Origin of the sequence: Roseateles aquae, assembly GCF_032337115.1 — a bacterium.
Lineage (GTDB): Bacteria > Pseudomonadota > Gammaproteobacteria > Burkholderiales > Burkholderiaceae_C > Roseateles_C > Roseateles_C aquae.
In genome coordinates, this window is the sequence record NZ_JAVXZY010000015.1 from 1 (window position 1) to 18,962 (window position 18,962).

The following is an 18,962-nucleotide window of genomic DNA, read 5'->3' on the forward strand; positions in this document are numbered from 1 at the left end:
CCACAGTGAGACCTGCAAGTTCAAAACCCCCGACTTCGTACGAAGCGGGGGTTTTTGCATTTGGGTTCACCGCGGAGAGCTGTGCCGAATGAGACCGATACAGCGCAACACTCGACTAGGCAGCGATTCGGATCACTTCACCTTCGGCCTTCAATTGCCCGCCAGCCAGAAGTTGTTCAACCACTTGCTCGCTCCAGCTGGCCAGGCTCTGCGCAGGTGCAAAAAAGCGCTTCCACATCGCTTGATGAACCGGCGTACTCATCTGCCAATGTTGCAAGGTATCGCGTGGCTGCCGCCGGTGCTCCAGCATGTGAAACATCACCAGCGCCTTGGCCGCATGCTGGGCATGACGCTCGGGCTGTTGCTTGAAGAAGCTCAGACGCGAGCGTGCTTCGGCCAGCGCCAGAGCAAGGCCGCTGAAGGGAGCGCCATGGCCGGGAATGACGACGGCCGGCTGCAGCGCTTCGATCAGATCCAGGCTCGCGGCGACGGCCTCAAAGGCATGCTCGCCATCGAGTTCCGGAAAGACGATGCCGAAACCGTGCTCCCACAGCGCATCGCCGGCAATCAAGACGCCAGATTTCGGATCGAACATCAGCACAGCATCAGGATCATGACCTGGTGCGGCATGAATTTGCCATTCGCGCCCAGACTGTTGGTAAACCTCACCCGGCGTGAGCGCCGCGGTGGGTATGAACCTGGGGCACTCTTGTCCGGTGGCCCGGTAGCTCAGGGCACTTTCGTCCCAGTCTTTCGCCGCCCAAAACTGGCCCGGTGGAATCCTGATGGGGCTTGAATAGCGCTGCTGCAAGGCCGCATTGCCGCCGCAATGGTCGGAATGCAAATGGGTGTTGAGAATTTCGCGCGGCAGCTCTTCACCTAAGGCGCCCGCGATCAGCACCAGCGTTTGCGAAGCATGGCTGCAATAGCCGGTGTCAACAATCACCGGACCGCGAGCATCGCCGCGCAGCAATACGGTATTGGCTGACAGCCACCCGCGTTCAAGCACTTGAATATCGTCCGGCAGCATGTTCGGCGCCAAAGGCTCTGTCAGAGGCTCCGCTCAAGTTGAGCGCAACTCGCGCCGCAGTATCTTGCCGACGTTGCTCTTGGGCAGTTCGTCGCGGAACTCGATATAGCGTGGCCGCTTGTAGGCGGTCAGCTGCGCGTGGCAGAACTGCGCGAGATCCTCTTCCGCCAGCGTGACATCCTTCTTCACCACATAGAGCTTCACCGCCTCGCCCGACTTGGCATCGGGAATGCCAACTGCCGCGCACTCGAGCACGCCCGGGTGCATATTGACCACCTGCTCGATCTCGGTCGGATAGACGTTGAAGCCAGAGACCAGAATCATGTCCTTCTTGCGGTCGACGATGCGCACATAGCCGGCTTGGTCCATCACGCCAATGTCGCCGCTTTTGAAGAAGCCGTCGGGGTACATGACGTTGGCCGTCTCCTCCGGGCGGTTCCAGTAGCCGGCCATCACCTGAGGACCGCGGATGCAGATTTCGCCGCGTTCGCCAATGGGCATGTCGCGGCCGTCGTCGTCGCGGATCGCAATCTCGGTGTTGGGTACCGGCAAGCCGATCGAGCCGGTGAAATCATGCACGTCGAGCCGGTTGACCGTGGCCACCGGTGAAGTTTCCGACAAGCCATAGCCCTCCACGACCGGGCAGCCGGTGATCTTCAACCACTTCTCGGCAGTGGCCTGCTGGACGGCCATGCCGCCGCCGTTGGAAATCACCAGCTCCGAGAAATCCAGTCGCGCGAAGGCGGCCTCGTTGGCCAAGGCATTGAAGAGCGTGTTCACCGCTGGGAACATATGGACGCGGTAGCGCTGCAAGGTGCTGATGAAGCCGGGGATGTCACGCGGATTGGTGATCAGCAGGTTCTTCATGCCCAGCCGGGCGCCGAGCATGTAGCAGGCCGTCAGCGCAAAGATGTGATACAGCGGCAGCGCGCAAACGGTGGTCATCTGCTTGTTGCCGATCTTGGCCAGCATCGGCGCGAACCAAGCCTCGCTTTGCAGAATATTGGCCACGACATTGCGGTGCAAGAGCATGGCGCCCTTGCTCAGCCCCGTGGTGCCGCCGGTGTACTGCAGAAACGCGAGGTCGTCCGGCCCGAGGTCGACCGGCGCCAGTCGCATGGACTGCCCCTGACGCAGCGCCTCGTTGAAGCGCAGCACGCTGCGATCTGGCCCCAGCGGGAGACGGAATTCAGGCACCAGCTTGCGGACATGGCGAACAACGAAATTGACCAGCGGGCCTCGCCACCAGTTCAGCAAATCACCCAGCGAGGCCAGCACCACATGGCGCACCGGCGTGTTGGCAATGACATCTTCCAGCGTGCAGGCAAAGTTCTCCAGCACGATGATGGCTTCGGCACCGGAATCCTTGAGCTGATGCTCCAACTCGCGTGGCGTGTACAAGGGGTTGACGTTGACCACCACAAAGCCGGCCCGCAGGATGGCCGCGATCGCCACCATGTACTGCAGCACATTGGGCATCATGATGGCGACACGCGCCCCGCGCTGCAGCCCCTGAGCTTGCAGCCAGGCGCCTAGCGCAGCGGACATCTCATCGATCTGCCGGTAGCTGATCGGCTGATCCATGCAGACGGCGGCTTCGCGATCGGCGTACTTGCGGAAGGCCTCTTCCAGCAGGGCCACCAGCGAGCGGTAGCTATCGACCGGCACCTGCGCCGGCACCGTGTCGGGGTAACTCTTCAACCAGGGTTTGTCGGCAAGAACAGCAGCCATGAGAGTCCAGCGGGTCAGGGGACTTTCATGGTCGGCGCTGCAGCCGCCTCAGGGCTAGGGGAGTTGCCCTAGGAGTTCGTCACCTGGGGGACATGTGGTGATGCAATCCGGCTGTGCGGCGAACAGCGCTGCGGCCAATCGCTCCTCACGCGACTTCACCGTCGCAAGAAACTCGCGCGCGCCCGCCATCGCCTTGAAGGTGTCGAAGCCGGTTTCTAGGAAGTGCTGCAGGGCCGACAGGCCTGCGGCTTGCGCTGGCCCACGCATCATCCGCAAGGCTTGGCGCAGCAACGGTTTGCGGGTGAAGGCATCCAGCTGTTCGCCCACCTGCAGGGTCAGCTCGATCTGCCGCTGGCGCAGCGCCGGCTGGCCGACCTGCTGCCAGGCTCGCACATAGAGCGTCGCGTTCAGGGTCTCGCTGTTCAGCGCGGCGCCCATCTGGCCGTCCAGCATTTCGGAGATGGCATGCAGCTCGGCGAGCCAGCGCACGGTTCGTACGACATCTTGGGGAAAGAGCTTGACCAGCGCCGGCACCACGCGAGCAAACTGCGCATCGCGTTGCGAGAAGTCATCCGGCCCATACAGCTCGTTCAAAAAGAAACCGGCGGCCTGGCCGTAGCGCGGGCTGGCCAGCAGATCGGCGTAGCTGCGCGAGAAGCGTTGCTGCTGATAGCGCTTCAGCGCCAGCACGCGAGCCTGCAGGGAGGCGTCGGCAGCGCGGCGGCTGCGCTCGGTCTCGACCTGCTGAAGGAATTGCAAGATCTGCTGGTCCATGGCGAATGAAGTGAACCCTCCAGATTCTGCCCGCAGCCGCCCCCTACACTGGGCTGGCAGCTGGAGACGCCTGCCTAAATCGCCTGAACAGGCTGATCTTGAGCTAAGTGCCCCTCATGGAACACCGACGATGAATGCCTCATGAATGCGATCTGGCAGCGCGCATTGCTGCTCCTGCGCTTGTTGCTGGCGCTGGTCGTCGGCGTCGTGGTCTGGCAGGCCGATGGGCTTCTGCCAGCCCTCGCCTGGGCCGCCTTGCTGTTCTGGTTCTGGGTCCCGCCGCTGATGCTGGGAACGCTGATGCTTAGAGGCCTGGCGCCAGGGCGAACAACGCCGCGCCCCGCATGGCTGGCTTTGCTGGGCGCCGCGCTGCACGAGGCCTGGGTCTGTGAGTGGGTGTTCAGTTGGCGCCAGCCCTGGGCTGCATCCACGGAGCCGGACTGGCTGCCCGCGCAGAGCCGTGCGCGAGGCGTGCTCCTGCTGCATGGCTTCTGCTGCAACCGCGGCTTATGGAATCGCTGGTTGAGTCGGCTGCGCCAACGCGGCCACCCGGTCATGGCCTTGACGTTGGAGCCGGCCTTTGGCTCGATAGACCGCTATGCGCCCGCGATCGATCAGGCGATTGCTGCCTTGACGCACAGCGCCGGTGGACTCGCGCCTGTGGTGGTGGCGCACAGCATGGGCGGCCTGGCGATACGGGCTTGGTGGCGCTACGCACAGCAGCGCAGCAGCGGCACTCATGTGGCTCGCGTCATCACCCTGGGAACGCCGCACCAGGGCACCTTGACCGCAGAGCTGGCCTTGGCTCGCAATGCCCGTGAGATGCGCCGGCAGTCCGCCTGGTTGAAGCAGTTGGCCGCTGACGAGCAGAGCCGGGCTGAAGCAATGGCAGCGCAGTTCGAGTGCTATTACAGCCACGCCGACCAGGTCGTCTGCCCCGCCGAGACGGCGCTATTGCCTGGCGCCGCAGCGCACCATCTGCCCGCCTGCGGCCATCTGGCGCTGCTCGAACGGCCGGAGCCCTGGGCGGCTTTGTTGGCGGCGCTGAATGAAAAAAGCGCCCCCACCTGAGCGGTAGAGGCGCTTGATCACGCGGGCCGTGGTCGTGCAGACCTTGACCCAGCAGTCTTACTCGGCCTTCAGCACGCCGCGGCGGATCTGGTCGAGTTCGATGCTTTCGAACAAGGCCTTGAAGTTGCCTTCGCCGAAGCCTTCGTTGCCCTTGCGCTGGATGATCTCGAAGAAGATCGGTCCGATCACTTCCTTGGTGAAGATCTGCAGCAGCAATTCGTTCGGCGCGTCCAGGTGAGCGGCGCCGTCGATCAGGATGCGCAGGCGGCGCAGTTCCTCGACCGGCTCGCCATGGCCAGGCAGGCGCTTGTCGATCAGGTCGAAGTAGGTGTTGATCGTGTCCTGGAACACAACGCCGGTGCCCTTCATGCCTTCGACGGTGCCGTAGATGTTGTCGGTGCCCAGCGCCACGTGCTGGATGCCTTCACCGTGATAGAGGTCCAGGTACTCGGCGATCTGGCTCTTGTCGTCGCTGCTCTCGTTGATCGGGATGCGGATCTTGCCGCAGGGGCTGGTCATGGCCTTGGACTTCAGGCCGGTCAGCTTGCCTTCGATGTCGAAGTAGCGCACTTCGCGGAAGTTGAACAGGCGCTCGTAGAAATCCGCCCATTCCTTCATGCGACCGCGGAAGACGTTGTGCGTCAGGTGGTCGATATAGGTCAGGCCATGGCCGACCGGGTTGGACTCCACCGGCTTGCCTTCGGCATCCAGCAGCGGCACGAAGTCGACGTCGTAGATGCTGATATTGCCGATGGCGCCGGCCGGGGCGCCGTCCTTGCCTTGCCAGCGGTCAACGAAATAGATCAGCGAATCGCCAATGCCCTTGATCGCCGGGATGTTCAGCTCCATCGGGCCGGCCTTGTTGTCAAAGCCCCAGGCGCCGAGTTCCAGCGCGCGTTGGTAGGCGTAGGCGGCATCCTTGACGCGGAAGGCGATGGCGCAGATCGACGGGCCATGCAGACGCGCAAAGCGCTGGGCGAACGAGTCGGTCTCGGCATTGATGATGAAGTTCACGCCGCCCTGGCGGTACAGCGTGACGTTCTTCTGGCGATGCTTGGCCACCGCGGTGAAACCCATGGTTTCGAACAGCTGGCCCAGTGCCGCTGGATCGGGGGCGGCGAATTCGATGAATTCAAAACCGTCGGTGCCCATCGGGTTGTCCCAGGGGGTAAAGCTCATACCTGTCTCCGGAAAAGGAAGTCTTGCGATAGCTCAACACTGTAGAAGGACGGGCCCGCAGGATTCATGCGATCTCTGGCGTGACATGGCTCAAGCGCGCAGGATTCCTGCAAGAATGGCGGCATGGACGGTTCAACACAGCTTGATGTCATCGATAGACGCATCTTGAGGGCGCTGCAGGCCGATGGCCGCGTGACTTATGACGCACTCGCGGCCCAGGTCAATCTGTCGGCATCGGCGGTGCTCAGGCGCGTCAAGCGCTTGGAGGAGAGCGGCGTCATCGCCGCCTATGTGGCGCTGGTGCGGCCGGAGAAGGTGGGTCTGGGGCTGACGGCCTATATCAATGTGCGGCTGGAAAAGCACACCGAGTCGCACAAGCGCAACCCGATGGACCTGTTTCGCGCCGCCGTACAGACCTGGCCCGAGGTGGTGGAGTGTGCGGCGCTGACCGGCGAAATGGACTATGTGCTGCGCGTGCTGGTCGAGGACATGGCGCATTACTCGCGCTTCATCACCGAGACCCTGCTCAAGCACCCCAGCGTGCAGGATTGCAAGACCAGCTTTGTGCTGGAGCGGCTGAAGAACACGACGGCCGTGCCGGTGTGAGTGCCTTCATGGCGCGTTCTCGGCGCGCTCCGGCATGGAAACGGCGCCGTCGAGATTCAGCGACCGCTGTCCAGATCCTGAACCAGGATCAGCGTGTGTTCGGCGCTCAGGTTCAGCAGGGCGCCGATGTCCTGCAGATCGTCGGGCACGGCCGGGTTGCCCCAGCTGTCCGCCGTGTGGCGGGCAAGCCGTACGGCCAGCCGCACGCTTTGCACCTGGGGATCGTTGCCCCGCTTGTCGTCGGTGATGTGGGTCAGCAACTCGGGCAGGCGCCAGGCTTTCATCAGCGACTGTTCGAGATCACCGAGCTCGATATTGAGCACCGCCCGCTGTGCCACGGTGCTGCGCAGATTGGGGTCGACCCGCTGCGCATGCTGGATGCGCAGCGCCAGCTGCGGCGCATAGCACCACAGCAGCATCTCGGCGAAGTCATGCAGCAGTGCGGCGCTGTGAAGCACCTCGGCATCGGGGTCGGTGCGGTGAACGGCAAAGCCCAGCGCAAACCGCGCCGCGCGTTCGGCGCGGCGCAGCACACGCTGCAGTCCGCCAAAAGCCTCGGGTTGGTCGCCCAAGCGCTGCTCAATCGTCGGCTGCGGGCCAAAGGCATTGAAGAAGGGCGTGATGCCCAAGAGCACCAGCGCCGCCGTCACCGTCTCGGCATCGGCCAGCAGACGACTCGATCGCTGCGACGACGCAAAGCTGAGCACTTTCAGCGTCATCAACGGATCGCTGGCCACAGCCTCGCCGATCACATGCGCATCCACCGCGTCCTCATTGGCGCGCCATTCCTCAAGCAAGGCCGCGCTCGAAGCCAGCACCGGAATCTCCGCGTCGCGGAAATACGCGGTCCAGCGGCTCAGGTCGGGCAGGGCCTGGGTCAAGGGCGCATGGGCATGGGGCGCAGACATGGGCGGCATGGCAGGGGCGGGTTTCTGGTTCTTCAGTTATCGGCATCGCCGCGCCGAGCTTGAGCCCCAGGCCCAGCACGGCGATGCAGCCCCAGAGTGGCGCCGATTTCATCGCAGGCCGCGCAGCTGCGCCTGCGCATCACGTCGCGCTTTCGGCAAGTGCCAGGCGCCTTCCGGCGCGCAGGATTCCAGGCCACGCTCTGCGCCGGCCTGGGCGCGGCGAGGTGCCAGCGCGCGGCCGAGAGCCCGCTTGAGTCTGCGCTTCAGCGCCAGCAGGCGCCGCCGCCAGGCTTGGTCAACGGCCGCTTCATCACCTGGGCCGCGCAATTCATCGAATCTCAACATCGTCGTTCTCCCACAGGGCCGCTCGGGCCCGTCTGTTCATGGGCTGCGTTCAAGCCTGTCCAGGCTTTGCAGCTGCTGTTCGAGCTCACGCCGTTGGGCGTGGCGTTGGTTGCCGCCCTGATGGCGACCTGACTTGCGCATCAAGCTGGGCGCAACCAGCGGATTGCGCGGTTTGAGCAGGCCACGGTTCTGGGCGCGGGGCGCGGTGTACTGAGGCATGAGAACTCCTTGGCAAGCAGGGCTTGCAGCGTTTCGGGCATGCGGCGGCGCCACTGGGGCACGGGCCACGGTGATAAAGGTTTTTCAATCAGCCATGCAGCGGCTGAACCTGGGCCAAAAGCTCAGGCGAGACGGGGACGGTGGCAGCGCCGGCACGGGGCAGGCGCTTGAGTCAAGGGCAAGAGAGCGGGCGCGCTGTTTGGCGATGTCGCCGCTTGGACCGTGAACAAGGGTGGGCTGGGTTCAAGCCGTCTTGTCGGGCTGGCGGCGGTCGCTGGCGACCGGTTGAAGCTGGGCATCCCGGAGAAGGGGCCTCACCACAGTGAACCAGGCTGTGGCTTGCGCAAATGATAAACGATTGATTATCTTGTGCAAGTACTTTTTATCATTGACGATAAACAAATTCAGCGCACGGCAAAGCCGCACAGCTCGGCCCAGGGAGGGGCCGGCGTCTTGCAAGGCTCATTGCGCGCAAACTTTTGATGCCCCGAAAGCCAGGCAAACGCAGACCACAGAGTCACGGAGACACAGAGGAAGTTGCATCAGAGCATCGTTCCCTTTATGAATCGCACTGCGACGTTGTGGCGCTGTGGTTTGCTCTGGCTGCTCAATACTCAACGAGCAAAGCGCGCCTGGCGAAGCCATCCAGTAGTTGGCCGCTGGGCGACCGGCGTCGGCAGAGTTGCGTTTCGGTTTGCGCCTCTCGCGCTCCGCGCTTGGCCGCGGCCGGGCGGGCGTCAGCGCTTTTTGGGCTTCAGCGGTGCGATGCCTTGCTGAAGCCGGCGCCATTCGTCCAGCTCGGCGGCACCGCCCGGCTTGGGCGCCGCGGCGCTGGCGGGCTTGCTGGGCGGCAACTGGGTGCTGGCCGTCGGGCGGGCCACAGCAGCCGGCGCGGGTGCCGCGCTGGGCGGGGTCAGCACCTCGCCGAGCAGGTCGAGCAGGCGGGTGCGGGCGCGCTGTGGGTGGCGGCGGTAGTAGGTCAGCACCAGGCCGACGATGAAGCGTTCGTCGTCATCCTGAGGCACGCTGGGGGTGTCGGCGCTGCTGGGCTCGGCAGCTGTGGCAGTGCCGTGCTCCTGATCCATCCAGCCCATGGGCTTGTGAAACAGCTGCTCGAACTGGCGCGCCAGCCGCTCGCCGATCTGGCGCGAACGGCTCTTGATCTGGCTCCAGTAGCTGGGCTGGATCTGCAAGCGCTCGGCAAAGCGCCGCTCCAGGCCGCGCAGGGTGGCGGCATCGGCGTGCTTGACGGTGGCGGCGACGAACTCTTCGAACAGGCGCATCGCATTGTCCAAGCGGATCTGTGCGACGTCCCGGATAGCGGAACACATCTGCGTATGATAAAGCTTCGTTCATCGTCGACCGTCCAGGCGCCACCGCCGGCAGGAGATAAACATGGCTCTACCGTCCAGGTTCACAACGATAGCGCTTGCCCAGACGCTGGGCTTATCGCTAGCTCTGCCGTTTGGAGCGGCGCAGGCCCAGGAGCGCAGTCTTGATAAAGAAGTGATCATCAAGGCAACGCTGGACCAGGCCTGGCAGAGCTGGACCACGCGCGAGGGCATCACCAGCTTCTTTGCGCCCGACGCGCGCATCGAGGCCCGCGTTGGCGGCGCTTTTCAGATCTACATCGACCCCGGCGCCGAGCCCGGCATGCGAGGTGCCGACGACATGCGTTTCATGGCGCTGCAGCCCAAGAAGATGCTCAGCTTCGACTGGAACGCGCCGCCCTCGCTGCCCGAGGCGCGGGCGCAGCGCAGTTTCGTCGTCGTGCGTTTCGAACCGGTTGATGCCGAGCACACCCGCGTGCGCCTGCATCACACCGGCTGGGGCGATGGCGGCGAATGGGACAAGGCCTACACCTATTTCGACCGCGCCTGGGGCTTTGTGCTGGGCAATCTGAAGACCCGATTCGATAGCGGCCCGCGCGACTGGAGCGAGTGGCTGGCACAGCTGGAGCGTGCACGCGCGGCCCAGGCTGCCGCGCGCCCCGCTGCGCCTGCGGCCAGCGCAGCGACCGCGGGCCGTTGAGCGGCGCGCTGCGCTGCCAAGCTTCAGTCGTCCTCGTCGCCGACCTGATGCGCCGCGACCAGCTGGGCCTGTGTATTCGGCGGCACCGCCTCGTAATGCGATAACGCTATCGTGTAGCGGCCCTGGCCGCTGGTCATCGCGTTCAGCCGGGTCTGGTAGCTGGACAGCTCGGCCAGCGGCGCCTGGCCTTGCACGGTGATGATGCCCGGCACCAGGCTGCTGGTGCCGTTGACCTGGCCGCGCCGGGCGGCCAGATCGCCGGTGATATCGCCCATCGCCGCCTCCGGCGCGGCAATCTCGATCTGCACAATCGGTTCCAGCACCAGCGCACGGGCCTCGCGCACGGCCGCCATCAGCGCCCGCTTGCCGGCGGTGACGAAGGCGACCTCCTTGGAGTCGACCGAGTGGTGCTTGCCGTCGAACACGACGACGCGCAGATCAACCAGTGGGTAGCCGGCGATCACGCCACTGTCCAGCGCCGCACGCACGCCTTTCTCCACCGCCGGCATGAACTGGCCGGGGATGGTGCCGCCCTTGACCTCATCGCGGAACTCGAAGCCGCTGCCGCGCGGCAGCGGTTCCACACGCAGATAGACCTCGCCGAACTGCCCGGCGCCGCCGCTCTGCTTCTTGTGCCGGTAGTGGCCCTCGGCGGCGGCCGAGATCGTCTCGCGGTAGGCCACCCGTGGCGGCTGGGTCAGCACCTCGGCCTTGTAGCTTTCGCGCAGCCGCTCCAGCATCACCCGCAGATGCAGCTCACCGAGGCCATAGACCAGGGTCTCGTTGGTCTGCGCCACATGGGTCAGCTTCAGGCAGGGGTCTTCATCGACCAGCCGGTTGAGCAGGTCCCAGAGCCGTTGTTCGTCGCCATGGCGGGCCGGAGCAATGGCCAGGCCGTGCACCGGCGTCGGAAAGTCCAGCGGCGCCAGGTGCAGGTGCTCGTCTTCCTGGGCATCGTGCAGCACGGCGTCGTAGTGGAGTTCGTCGACCTTGGCAATGGCGCAGATGTCGCCGGGCAGGGCCTCGTCGACCTCGACATGGCTCTTGCCGCACAGCATGAACAGATGGCTGACGCGGATCGGCTTGCGCGCATGCCCAACGAAGAGCTGGCTGTTCTTGCGCAGCGTGCCCTGGTGGACCCGCATCACGCCCATCTTGCCCAGATAGGGGTCGACATTGAGCTTGAAGACCTGCGCGATCACATGGGCGGCGGCGTCGGGGCTGGCCTGCAGCGGCCGGGCGTCGGCGCCTTCGCCCTCCAGGAGCTGCTGCGGATTGGCCTCCAGCGGATTGGGCAGCAGGCGCTCGAACACCTCGAGCAGCTCGGGCACGCCGGCGCCGCTCTTGGCCGAGGTGAAGCAGACCGGAATCAGATGGCCTTCGCGCAGCGCCTGTTCCAGCGGTGCATGCAGCTCGCTGGCGTCGACATCGCCCTCGTTCAGATAGCGTTCGACGAAGTCGCCGTCGACCTCGACCACCTGCTCGACCAGTGCCCGGTGCGCCGCCTCGACCGGGCCGAAGTCCGACTGGCCCTCGCGATTGAAGAAGCAGTCGATCACCCGGCGCCCGCCCTCGGCCGGCAGGTTCAGTGGCAGGCATTCGCGGCCGAACACGCTCTGGATCTGCGCCAGCAGCGCGGCCAGATCGATATCCGGCGCATCGATCTTGTTGATCACGATCAGCCGGGTGCGGCCGCGCGCCGCGGCCGTTTCCATCATCCGCTTGGCCATCAGCTCGATGCCGTTTTGCGCATTGAGCACCAGCACCGCGCTTTCCACCGCCTCGAGCGCGGGCAGCGACTGACCGATGAAATCAGCGGCACCCGGGGTGTCGAGCAGATGCAGGCGCAGGCCCTGATGCTGGAACTGCAGCACCGTGGTCTGCAGCGAATGCTGCATGCGGCGCTCGAGCAGCTCGTGGTCGCTGACGGTATTGCCCTTTTCGACCGAGCCGGCCTGGCTGATCACGCCGGCCTGCAGCAGCATGGCCTCCGCCAGAGTCGTCTTGCCAGCGCCGGCGGGGCCGACCAGGGCCAGCGTGCGAATCGCTGCGATCCCTGGATGCGCCCCGACGGCGCTGCCTGGGCTGCCGGAGGCTGCGCCTCCCTCGTTCTGCGTCGATGGGTGTGCGGCCATGGCGTGCTCCTTGCTGTCGCTGTGCTGAGCCCAGCGTAGAGGAAGCCGGGGCCGGACACAAGGGCCCCGGCCGGCCGGGCATTGGCGCCGAGGCAACGCTTTCGTCGGAGCTCAGGCAGCGAATTTGGGCTGCATCAAGGCCGACTGCTGCGTGGCCGCCGTGAAGGCGTAGTCCAGCTCCGGGCGGCGGCCGTCGACGAGATCGGCCAGCGCCGCGGCCGAACCGCAGGCGTGGGTCCAGCCCAGCGTGCCATGGCCGGTGTTCAGGTACAGATTGGCGACCGCACTCTGGCCGATATAGGGCAGGTTGGACGGCGTGGCCGGCCGCAGCCCGGTCCAGAACTGGGCGCCCTGGCCATCGGTCATCTGCGGGAACAGCTCGCGGGTGCGGCGCACGATGGCCTCGCAGCGCACCAGGTTCAGCGCCGTGTCGTAGCCGTTCAGCTCGGCCGTGCCGGCAATGCGCAGCCGGTCGCCCAGGCGCGAGAACACCAGCTTGTATTCGTCATCGGTCAGCGAGACCTGGTAGCTGTGCTGGGGCGCAATCACCGGCAGCGTGACCGAGTAGCCCTTGGCCGGATAGATGTTCAGCGAGACGCCCAGGTCGCGGGCCAGCGCGCGACTGAACGAGCCCATGCAGAGCACAAAGCGATCGGCCGCCAGGCGGCTGACGACGCCATCGGCGTTGGCGGTGATGACGCGGCTGATGGCGCCGCCCTCGCGTTCCAGCCCGAGGATGCGGGTGTCGTAGCGAAAGCGCACGCCGGCGGCGGCGCAGCGCGCGGCCAGGGCCTGGGTGAACTTGTGCGCGTCGCCGGACTCGTCGCTGGGCGTCATGCTGCCGCCGACGATTTGCGCGCGGCATTGCGCCAGTGCCGGCTCGATGGCCACGCATTCGTCGGGCGTTTTCATATCGAGTTCGCAGCCCTGCTCGCGCATGATGCGCGCCGGCTCCTGCGCGGCCTCGTACTCGGCCTCGCTGGTGTAGAAGTGCAGGATGCCCTGCGTGCGCTGGTCGTAGTCCAGCCCCAGATCGCGGCGCAGCGCGCGCAGCTTGGCGCGGCTGTACAGCCCGAGGCTGACGATGTTGCGGATGTTGTGGGCGGTGCGGCCGGGCGTGCATTCACGCAGGAATTGCAAGCCCCAGCGCCACTGGGCGGCGTCGGCGCGCAGGCGGAACAGCAGCGGCGCGTCTTCGCGCATCAGCCACTTCAGCACCTTCAGCGGGGCGCCGGGATTGGCCCAGGGCTCGGCATGCGAGACGGAGATCTGGCCGCCATTGGCAAAGCTGGTTTCCAGCCCGGCCGCCGGCTGGCGATCGATGACGGTGACCTCGTGGCCGGCCTGACGCAGATACCAGGCGGTGCTGATGCCGGTGACGCCGGCGCCGAGAACGATGATGTGCATGGAGCACTCCCAAGGGTGGGTCGTGCAGGCGCATGCCTTCGCCATGGACAGACAAGCCATGAGCAAGGGAGAGCGTGCGCCTGACGCGCGCCGCTCCCGCTGTCCTTTGTACCTGAGAGATTCAGCGACGGGCCTCCTGCCCCTCGCCTTGCTCCTTCGGCGGGTGCTGCAAAAGCTTGCGGCACCGCTCTCCAGCATTCGGCTTGTTGACGGATCCAGTACGGGGCCTGAGCGAGTATGGGAGCTTGCGCCTTCGGCGGCGGCTCGCCGGGGCGGGCCGCACTCTCCTGAATCCGGCCGCCAGTGTAGCCGCAGGCCGGCGCCGCGGGGGGATGAGGCGAGATGACTTTGTGCACCAGGGGAAATCGCGCAGGCGGGGCCGCCGCTGCAGGCGGCAAGATGCCGGCATTGGCGTGACGGGAGTGGACGATGCAGCAAGGGTTTCGACGCTGGGGTGTGATGGCGGGCTTGTTGGCGGGCCTCGGCCTGTTGCTGGCGGGCGCGGTGCGCGCCGAGTGTCCGCCGGCCGGCATGGTGGCGCAGTCCGCTCCGCCCCGGGGACAGTTGCAGGCGCTGGATGCCCAAGCCCGCGAGGCGCTACAGCCCGCGGCGCTGGCGCTGCTGGACTGCCTGGCCGATCCCCGACCCGAGTTGCGCGATGAGTTCGCGTTCGAAACCCTGTCGGCCTGGCTGCGTGCCGGCCTGCTGACGCCCGCCACCCAACTGGCGCTGCGCACCGCGTTGCTGCGCAGCCTGGCCGAGCCGGCCGATGCCGGCGGCTTTCGCCAGCCCTTTGCGGCGCTGAGCCTGGCCGAACTGGCACGTGCCGACCGGCTGGCGCCGGTGCAGGATGCTGCGCAGCGCGAGGCCTTGCTGGACGCCGCCACGCGCTATCTGGCCGGCGTCAACGATCGGCGCGGCTTCACGCCCGCCGAGGGCTGGCGGCACGGTGTCGCCCACGGCGCCGATCTGCTCTACCAGCTGAGCATGAACCCGGCGCTGACGCCTGCACAGCAGCGCCAGATCCTGCGCGCGCTGCAAAGCCAGGTGCTGGGCGGAGGCACGGAGTTCTACCGTTATGGCGAAGGTCAGCGCCTGGCCGCGCCGGCGCTGCATGCCTTGCTGCGCAGCGAGCTCGACGCGCAGGCTTGGGCCGACTGGCTGGATCAGACGCTGGCACCACTGCGCAGCCCGGCCGCGTTGGACGAGCCACGGCTGCTGCTGATGCACAACGCCCGCGAGTTCCTCTGGCCGCTCTATGTGGCGCTGGCCGAGCAGCCGGACGTTGAGCGCCGCAACACGCTGATCGCACCGGTGCGGCGCTGGCTCAAGCAGCTGCGCTGAGCGGCAGCAGGGTCTTGTAGAAACCCGTGCGCCGTGCGCGGCCGGAATTTATTTCTGCGCCGCTGAATCCTTTTGGAATTTTGCTCACTCTATGTCTGTGTCAGCCACTTTCAGACAGGATTCTCACCATGTTCTTCATCAAGCGTAATCTGCCCATTTGGGAACGCGTGCTGCGTATTGCCGCCGGTGCGGCCATCGGTGCCGCCATGTTCAAGGGCGCACTCAGCCCCGGCCTGACGAGCTATGGGGCTCTGGCCGCCGCCGCCACTTTGGTGCTGACCGCCTTTGTCGGCTTCTGCCCGGCCTGCGCCATGCTTGGCCGGCGCTACTTGGAGAAGTGAAGCCATGATCCGCGCCGAAACGCAATTGATCGAGGCCGCCACGCGCGGCGAGTCCGGCGCGGTGCAGCGCTTGCTCAGCGTTTGTCAGCCCGACCTGAAGCGCTTCGCGCGGCGCACTTGCGCAAGCACCGAGGACGCCGAAGACGCGGTGCAGATCGCGCTTTGGCAGCTCTATCGCAAGATCGGCGCGCTGCGCACCGTGGCGACGTTCGCGACCTGGATGTTTCGCATCGTCGAGCGCGAGTGCTACCGCCTGCTGCGCCTGCGCAGCAAGGCCGAAGACCTGGACGAATTGGCGCCGCAAGACATGCCTCAGGCGCCGGAGTTGCCGACCGATCTGCGTATGGACCTGGTGCGTGCCATGGAGCGTCTGACGCCGCCGTACCGCGAGGTGCTGATCTTGCGCGATGTGCATGAACTGACGGCGCCTGAGGTGGCCGCGCAACTCGGGCTCAGCCTGGAGGCGGTGAAAAGCCGCTTGCACCGAGCTCGTGCCCAGGTCCGCGAACAGCTGCTGGCCAGCGGCTATTGGCTCAAGGACGGCGTACCAGAGTCCGTGGAGCCATGAGCCCTCCAAGGATCAGCGTTGAAGAAACCCGTTTCCTTGCACAAATCCGAGACACCCTTCAGCAGGGACTCTTCGATGCAAACGTCAAGATTGAAGGCCGGTGAGAGTCCTAGCGTGTGCGCCTCACCTTGGAGTCACCATGATGCCCGTGAAAGGCTAGGTGCTTGCTGTGCTGGCTTGCCGTGAGATGCCGCAGTGCTTTGACGACGGCCTGGCCGTGCGGGTGAGCGAGGCGCCAGAGCATCCTGAATTCGCGCAGGTGGGCCGTGGCGGCTTGCTGGCGTTGGTCGGGCAGTTGAACGCGGGCAATTGAACGCGGGCGCGATTTTCTTGGAGACCTGCGCAAAAAGATGAACCCTTTTGCACCCGCTGTGCCTCTAGGGAAGGTCTGCATAAGTCGGCGTGGGCCGTGGCAAGCACCGGCCAAGGCCTGCCTAGGCGCGAGCCGCAGCTCAGGCTGGTGGCCTGCGCAAGGCTCGCAACACCGGCAGGGTTTGGCTGGTGCTTGCCCTGCGGGTTGGGAGAAATGGGGCCCCCACGGGCGTTGCGCTGCTCGGCTGTCGGGCCACCAGCCCGACCTTCGCAGCGCGCCTACGTGGCCGCCCCAGTTCTCCCAACCACGGCCCACGCCGACTTATGCAGACCTTCCCTGGGTCGGAGTGATCCACTCTTCAGCAGGTATCCATCATGTTTTGCAGCAGTTCAGTGTCGCTTCATCTCCTGCGCGGTGCCGCCGCCTTGGGTTTGATGTTCGCGGCCATTTACCTGGGCAGCCATGGCGTCTTTTGGTCTGCGCTTGCGGGCGTTGGCGCCGTCGTGCTGCTGCGCGGTTGCCCCATGTGCTGGTTGATGGGCCTGTTTGAAACGGTCGCCCAAGGGCGCGGTCGCGAGGCCGGCTAGCCCACGGCGCGTCGCCCGCCGAGGCAGCTCATGCCGACGCTTGGGCGCTGCGTCGCTCTGTCTCGGCCTGGACGCCTGCGCCTGGCGACACTGCCCAGCCCTTCCCCTTGAAACCGACTCTCACCAAGATGAAAAACCTAACGAGCATGACCCTGGCCGCGCGTGCTGCCCTCCTGTGTGTGGGAATGGCGACGACCACGGTTTGGGCTGGCGAAGTGGCCGCCGAGACTGCAAAGTCCGCTGCTTCCGCCCAGCCTGCCGCTCCCTCCCTGGACGCCTCACTGCAGGCCGCCATGGCGGAATACCAGCTGCCCGCCATGGGCGCGGTGCTGATACGCAAGGGGCTGGTGAGCGAGCTTGCCGTGCTGGGCCGGCGCGCCAGCGGCTCGGCCGATCCGGTGCAGATCGACGATGTCTGGCACCTCGGATCCAATGGCAAGGCCATGACCGCGGTGATGGTCGCACGCCTGGTCGAACGCGGCCTGCTGTCCTGGGAAGCGCCACTGAGCCAGCTGCTGCCAGAGTTGGCCGCCGAGATGCAGGCGGGCTACCGGGAGGCGACCTTGCGCGATCTGTTCGCCCATCAGTCCGGCCTGCAGCCGAATATCGACGAGTCCTGGGAGGCGGCATTCCAGAAAGACACCCGCAGCCTGCATGAGCAGCGCCTGGCTTTTGCGCGCCTCGCCCTGGCCCAGGCGCCGGCCTTTGCCCGCGGCAGCGCCGATGGCTACTCCAACAACGGCGTGCTGATCGCCGGCCTGGTGGCCGAGCGTGCCAGCGGCCTGCCCTATGAGACGCTGATGCGTGGCGAGGTCTTTGAGCCGCTGGGTCTGGCCAGCGCCGGCTTTGGCGCCACGCACCGCGGCCAGCCTCTGGGGCACAAGGCCGGTGCGCCGGTCGAGGGCGCCTTGGCGGATAACCCGGCCGTGCTGGCGCCGGCCGGCGGCATCCATATGTCGCTTCAGGACTGGGCCCGCTTTGCGATCGACCAGATGGCCGGCGAGCAGGGCCGGGGCCGGCTGCTGAAGGCCGAGAGCTATCGCCTGCTGCACCAGCCGGCCCGCGAGGGCGGAAAGTTCGCGCTCGGCTGGCGGGTGCAAAGCAGCATGGCGGGCGTGAATGCGCGCCACCTGGCCCACACCGGCAGCAACGAGCGTTGGTTTGCGCTGATCGCGATGCGCCCCGACAGCGAAGACGCGGTGCTGGTGAGCTGCAATGCCGGTGAGGACATGAAGGCCGACAAGGCGGTGCGCGAGGTGGCGGTGCGCCTGCTCAAGGGCATGGCGCCCTGAGCAGCTTGAAGTAGAGCGCCGTCGGGTGCAGCGTGCCGTGCGGGCTGCGCGCAAAGTCCGGGATGTTGCCGGCGTGCTGCCAGCCCAGATGACGGTAGACCTGCTCGGCCTTGGAGCCGCTCTCGGTATCCAGCACCAGCAGGCTGATGCCTTGTGCGGCGGCGAAGCGCTCGGCCTCGGCCATCAGCAGCGAGGCCAGGCCGCGGCCGCGTGCGCGGCTGTGCACGAAGAGCTTCTGGATCTCGCCGCGATGGCGGCCATTGGGCTTGCCACAGCGATCGAGCTGCACCGTTCCCAGCAGTGCCTGGCCCTCGCGCAGCAGCCAGAGCTGATGCTGGCTGCCCAGCGAAGCGGCCACGCCCTGCCAATAACGATCCGCCTCGGCGTCCGCCAGCGGGTGCATGAAGCCGATGGAGGCGCCGTGGGCCACGCTGTCGATCAGCAAGTCGGACAAGGCCGCACGCGTTGCGTCGTCGATTGTCGTCAACTGCTCGATCTCCATCTCGCTGGCGGCACGCGGCAGCGCCTTGCCCAGGCAGATGGCGTCGGCACGCTGCGCATAGCTGCCGAAATTGGCGATCTCGGCAAAGCCGTGGCGGCGGTAGAAGGCCACGGCGCGCAGATTGATGCGCCGCGTTTCCAACCACAGTTCGCGGTGGCCCAGCCGGCTGGCCAGTGCCTCCATATGGCGCAGCAGGGCGCCGCCCACGCCGGCCGTGCCAGGGCGGGCAAACATCCGCTTCAGCTCGACGATGCCCTCTGCGCCCCCATCAGCGCTGGCGTCAGCGGCGGCGAGGGGCCGCAGCGCCGCACAGCCCAGCGGCTCGCCATCGTCGGCCAGGGCCAGCACAAAGGCGGCACCGGGCTGGCGCACCTGGGCGGGGTCGAAGCTGCTGCGGCCGCTGTCGCCGCTGATCTGCGTCAGCGCCTCGTTCAGCGACGCCATCAGCGCCAGTGCCCGCGGGTCCTCGGGGTCGACGCTGATCAGGCGCGCGGCGGTTTTTGCCGGCAAGTCCTGCGCGGCGAGCGGGTTCTGTGGCATGGTTGGGGCTGCAGCAGATTGCTGGTCAAAAAATTAACA

The 18,962-nt window shown here is 66.1% G+C and carries 19 protein-coding genes and 2 riboswitches; of the genes, 9 read left to right on the plus strand and 10 right to left on the minus strand.

Annotated elements, in window-relative coordinates; genetic code table 11:
- Nucleotides 1–115 precede the first annotated feature (115 nt).
- From RQP53_RS23885 to RQP53_RS23895, 3 genes are read right to left on the minus strand one after another with little or no spacing between them, the layout of a single operon-like run.
- The gene (locus RQP53_RS23885) at nucleotides 116–1,030 is read right to left on the minus strand and encodes an MBL fold metallo-hydrolase (RefSeq protein WP_315653244.1); all 915 of its coding nucleotides are present in this window, start codon (nucleotides 1,028–1,030) and stop codon (nucleotides 116–118) included.
- Between the two features lie 33 nt (nucleotides 1,031–1,063).
- Nucleotides 1,064–2,761 (minus strand): long-chain-fatty-acid--CoA ligase, encoded by a 1,698-nt coding sequence (locus RQP53_RS23890; RefSeq protein ID WP_315653245.1) that lies wholly within the window; start codon nucleotides 2,759–2,761, stop codon nucleotides 1,064–1,066.
- Between the two features lie 54 nt (nucleotides 2,762–2,815).
- Nucleotides 2,816–3,535 carry a DUF8198 family protein gene (locus RQP53_RS23895; protein WP_315653246.1) on the minus strand — a complete coding sequence of 240 codons (720 nt, stop codon included), beginning with the start codon at nucleotides 3,533–3,535 and terminating at the stop codon, nucleotides 2,816–2,818.
- Nucleotides 3,536–3,676: 141 nt separating this feature from the next.
- Between RQP53_RS23895 and RQP53_RS23900 the strand changes: the two genes are divergently transcribed.
- Nucleotides 3,677–4,606, plus strand: a complete 930-nt coding sequence (locus tag RQP53_RS23900; RefSeq protein WP_315653247.1) for an esterase/lipase family protein — start codon at nucleotides 3,677–3,679, stop codon at nucleotides 4,604–4,606.
- Between the two features lie 57 nt (nucleotides 4,607–4,663).
- Here RQP53_RS23900 and hppD read toward each other — a convergent pair whose 3' ends face one another.
- Complete coding sequence (gene hppD / locus RQP53_RS23905; protein ID WP_315653248.1) at nucleotides 4,664–5,785, minus strand: 4-hydroxyphenylpyruvate dioxygenase; 1,122 nt, start codon at nucleotides 5,783–5,785, stop codon at nucleotides 4,664–4,666.
- A gap of 123 nt (nucleotides 5,786–5,908) precedes the next feature.
- Here hppD and RQP53_RS23910 point away from each other — a divergent pair, with 123 nt between their 5' ends.
- Complete coding sequence (locus RQP53_RS23910) at nucleotides 5,909–6,391, plus strand: Lrp/AsnC family transcriptional regulator (protein WP_315653249.1); 483 nt, start codon at nucleotides 5,909–5,911, stop codon at nucleotides 6,389–6,391.
- 56 nt (nucleotides 6,392–6,447) lie between these two features.
- Here RQP53_RS23910 and RQP53_RS23915 read toward each other — a convergent pair whose 3' ends face one another.
- From RQP53_RS23915 to RQP53_RS23925, 3 genes are all read right to left on the minus strand, one after another.
- Complete coding sequence (locus tag RQP53_RS23915; protein ID WP_315653250.1) at nucleotides 6,448–7,299, minus strand: HDOD domain-containing protein; 852 nt, start codon at nucleotides 7,297–7,299, stop codon at nucleotides 6,448–6,450.
- A gap of 381 nt (nucleotides 7,300–7,680) precedes the next feature.
- The gene (locus RQP53_RS23920; RefSeq protein ID WP_315653251.1) at nucleotides 7,681–7,863 is read right to left on the minus strand and encodes a hypothetical protein; all 183 of its coding nucleotides are present in this window, start codon (nucleotides 7,861–7,863) and stop codon (nucleotides 7,681–7,683) included.
- A gap of 737 nt (nucleotides 7,864–8,600) precedes the next feature.
- On the minus strand, nucleotides 8,601–9,194 hold the full coding sequence (locus tag RQP53_RS23925; protein ID WP_315653252.1) for a hypothetical protein: 594 nt from the start codon (nucleotides 9,192–9,194) through the stop codon (nucleotides 8,601–8,603).
- 175 nt (nucleotides 9,195–9,369) lie between these two features.
- Between RQP53_RS23925 and RQP53_RS23930 the strand changes: the two genes are divergently transcribed.
- A complete protein-coding gene (locus RQP53_RS23930; protein WP_315653253.1) occupies nucleotides 9,370–9,894 on the plus strand; it encodes an SRPBCC family protein in 525 nt (174 codons plus the stop codon).
- Nucleotides 9,895–9,917: 23 nt separating this feature from the next.
- Here the strand turns inward: RQP53_RS23930 and fusA are convergent, their stop codons facing one another.
- Both fusA and RQP53_RS23940 read right to left on the minus strand, forming a co-directional pair.
- A complete protein-coding gene (fusA, locus tag RQP53_RS23935; RefSeq protein WP_315653254.1) occupies nucleotides 9,918–12,029 on the minus strand; it encodes an elongation factor G in 2,112 nt (703 codons plus the stop codon).
- A 111-nt stretch (nucleotides 12,030–12,140) separates the two neighbouring features.
- On the minus strand, nucleotides 12,141–13,436 hold the full coding sequence (locus tag RQP53_RS23940; RefSeq protein ID WP_315653255.1) for a D-amino acid dehydrogenase: 1,296 nt from the start codon (nucleotides 13,434–13,436) through the stop codon (nucleotides 12,141–12,143).
- 89 nt (nucleotides 13,437–13,525) lie between these two features.
- A riboswitch (glycine riboswitch) is annotated at nucleotides 13,526–13,641 on the minus strand.
- Nucleotide 13,642: 1 nt separating this feature from the next.
- Nucleotides 13,643–13,736: riboswitch (glycine riboswitch) on the minus strand.
- Nucleotides 13,737–13,865: 129 nt separating this feature from the next.
- Between RQP53_RS23940 and RQP53_RS23945 the strand changes: the two genes are divergently transcribed.
- The 6 genes from RQP53_RS23945 (at nucleotide 13,866) to RQP53_RS23970 (ending at nucleotide 17,881) form a co-directional block, all read left to right on the plus strand.
- Nucleotides 13,866–14,780 (plus strand): DUF2785 domain-containing protein, encoded by a 915-nt coding sequence (locus RQP53_RS23945; RefSeq protein ID WP_315653256.1) that lies wholly within the window; start codon nucleotides 13,866–13,868, stop codon nucleotides 14,778–14,780.
- 128 nt (nucleotides 14,781–14,908) lie between these two features.
- Entirely contained in the window at nucleotides 14,909–15,121 is a 213-nt protein-coding gene (locus tag RQP53_RS23950) for a YgaP-like transmembrane domain (RefSeq protein WP_315653257.1), read from the plus strand.
- A gap of 4 nt (nucleotides 15,122–15,125) precedes the next feature.
- Nucleotides 15,126–15,689 carry an RNA polymerase sigma factor gene (locus RQP53_RS23955; RefSeq protein ID WP_315653258.1) on the plus strand — a complete coding sequence of 188 codons (564 nt, stop codon included), beginning with the start codon at nucleotides 15,126–15,128 and terminating at the stop codon, nucleotides 15,687–15,689.
- A gap of 169 nt (nucleotides 15,690–15,858) precedes the next feature.
- Complete coding sequence (locus RQP53_RS23960) at nucleotides 15,859–16,002, plus strand: hypothetical protein (RefSeq protein ID WP_315653259.1); 144 nt, start codon at nucleotides 15,859–15,861, stop codon at nucleotides 16,000–16,002.
- Nucleotides 16,003–16,394: 392 nt separating this feature from the next.
- Nucleotides 16,395–16,589, plus strand: a complete 195-nt coding sequence (locus RQP53_RS23965; RefSeq protein ID WP_315653260.1) for a hypothetical protein — start codon at nucleotides 16,395–16,397, stop codon at nucleotides 16,587–16,589.
- A 185-nt stretch (nucleotides 16,590–16,774) separates the two neighbouring features.
- Entirely contained in the window at nucleotides 16,775–17,881 is a 1,107-nt protein-coding gene (locus tag RQP53_RS23970; RefSeq protein WP_315653261.1) for a serine hydrolase domain-containing protein, read from the plus strand.
- Here RQP53_RS23970 and RQP53_RS23975 read toward each other — a convergent pair.
- On the minus strand, nucleotides 17,862–18,923 hold the full coding sequence (locus RQP53_RS23975; protein ID WP_315653262.1) for a GNAT family N-acetyltransferase: 1,062 nt from the start codon (nucleotides 18,921–18,923) through the stop codon (nucleotides 17,862–17,864). The two genes, RQP53_RS23970 and RQP53_RS23975, sit on opposite strands and share 20 nt — an antisense overlap.
- Nucleotides 18,924–18,962: the final 39 nt, after the last annotated feature.

Coding starts and splice junctions, on each gene's coding strand:
- RQP53_RS23885 (WP_315653244.1), bottom strand. CDS start 1,030: ATGCTGCCGGACGATATTCAAGTGCTTGAACGCGGGTGGCTGTCAGCC.
- RQP53_RS23890 (WP_315653245.1), bottom strand. CDS start 2,761: ATGGCTGCTGTTCTTGCCGACAAACCCTGGTTGAAGAGTTACCCCGAC.
- RQP53_RS23895 (WP_315653246.1), bottom strand. CDS start 3,535: ATGGACCAGCAGATCTTGCAATTCCTTCAGCAGGTCGAGACCGAGCGC.
- RQP53_RS23900 (WP_315653247.1), top strand. CDS start 3,677: ATGAATGCGATCTGGCAGCGCGCATTGCTGCTCCTGCGCTTGTTGCTG.
- hppD (WP_315653248.1), bottom strand. CDS start 5,785: ATGAGCTTTACCCCCTGGGACAACCCGATGGGCACCGACGGTTTTGAA.
- RQP53_RS23910 (WP_315653249.1), top strand. CDS start 5,909: ATGGACGGTTCAACACAGCTTGATGTCATCGATAGACGCATCTTGAGG.
- RQP53_RS23915 (WP_315653250.1), bottom strand. CDS start 7,299: ATGTCTGCGCCCCATGCCCATGCGCCCTTGACCCAGGCCCTGCCCGAC.
- RQP53_RS23920 (WP_315653251.1), bottom strand. CDS start 7,863: ATGCCTCAGTACACCGCGCCCCGCGCCCAGAACCGTGGCCTGCTCAAA.
- RQP53_RS23925 (WP_315653252.1), bottom strand. CDS start 9,194: ATGTGTTCCGCTATCCGGGACGTCGCACAGATCCGCTTGGACAATGCG.
- fusA (WP_315653254.1), bottom strand. CDS start 12,029: ATGGCCGCACACCCATCGACGCAGAACGAGGGAGGCGCAGCCTCCGGC.
- RQP53_RS23940 (WP_315653255.1), bottom strand. CDS start 13,436: ATGCACATCATCGTTCTCGGCGCCGGCGTCACCGGCATCAGCACCGCC.
- RQP53_RS23945 (WP_315653256.1), top strand. CDS start 13,866: ATGCAGCAAGGGTTTCGACGCTGGGGTGTGATGGCGGGCTTGTTGGCG.
- RQP53_RS23950 (WP_315653257.1), top strand. CDS start 14,909: ATGTTCTTCATCAAGCGTAATCTGCCCATTTGGGAACGCGTGCTGCGT.
- RQP53_RS23955 (WP_315653258.1), top strand. CDS start 15,126: ATGATCCGCGCCGAAACGCAATTGATCGAGGCCGCCACGCGCGGCGAG.
- RQP53_RS23970 (WP_315653261.1), top strand. CDS start 16,775: ATGGCGACGACCACGGTTTGGGCTGGCGAAGTGGCCGCCGAGACTGCA.
- RQP53_RS23975 (WP_315653262.1), bottom strand. CDS start 18,923: ATGCCACAGAACCCGCTCGCCGCGCAGGACTTGCCGGCAAAAACCGCC.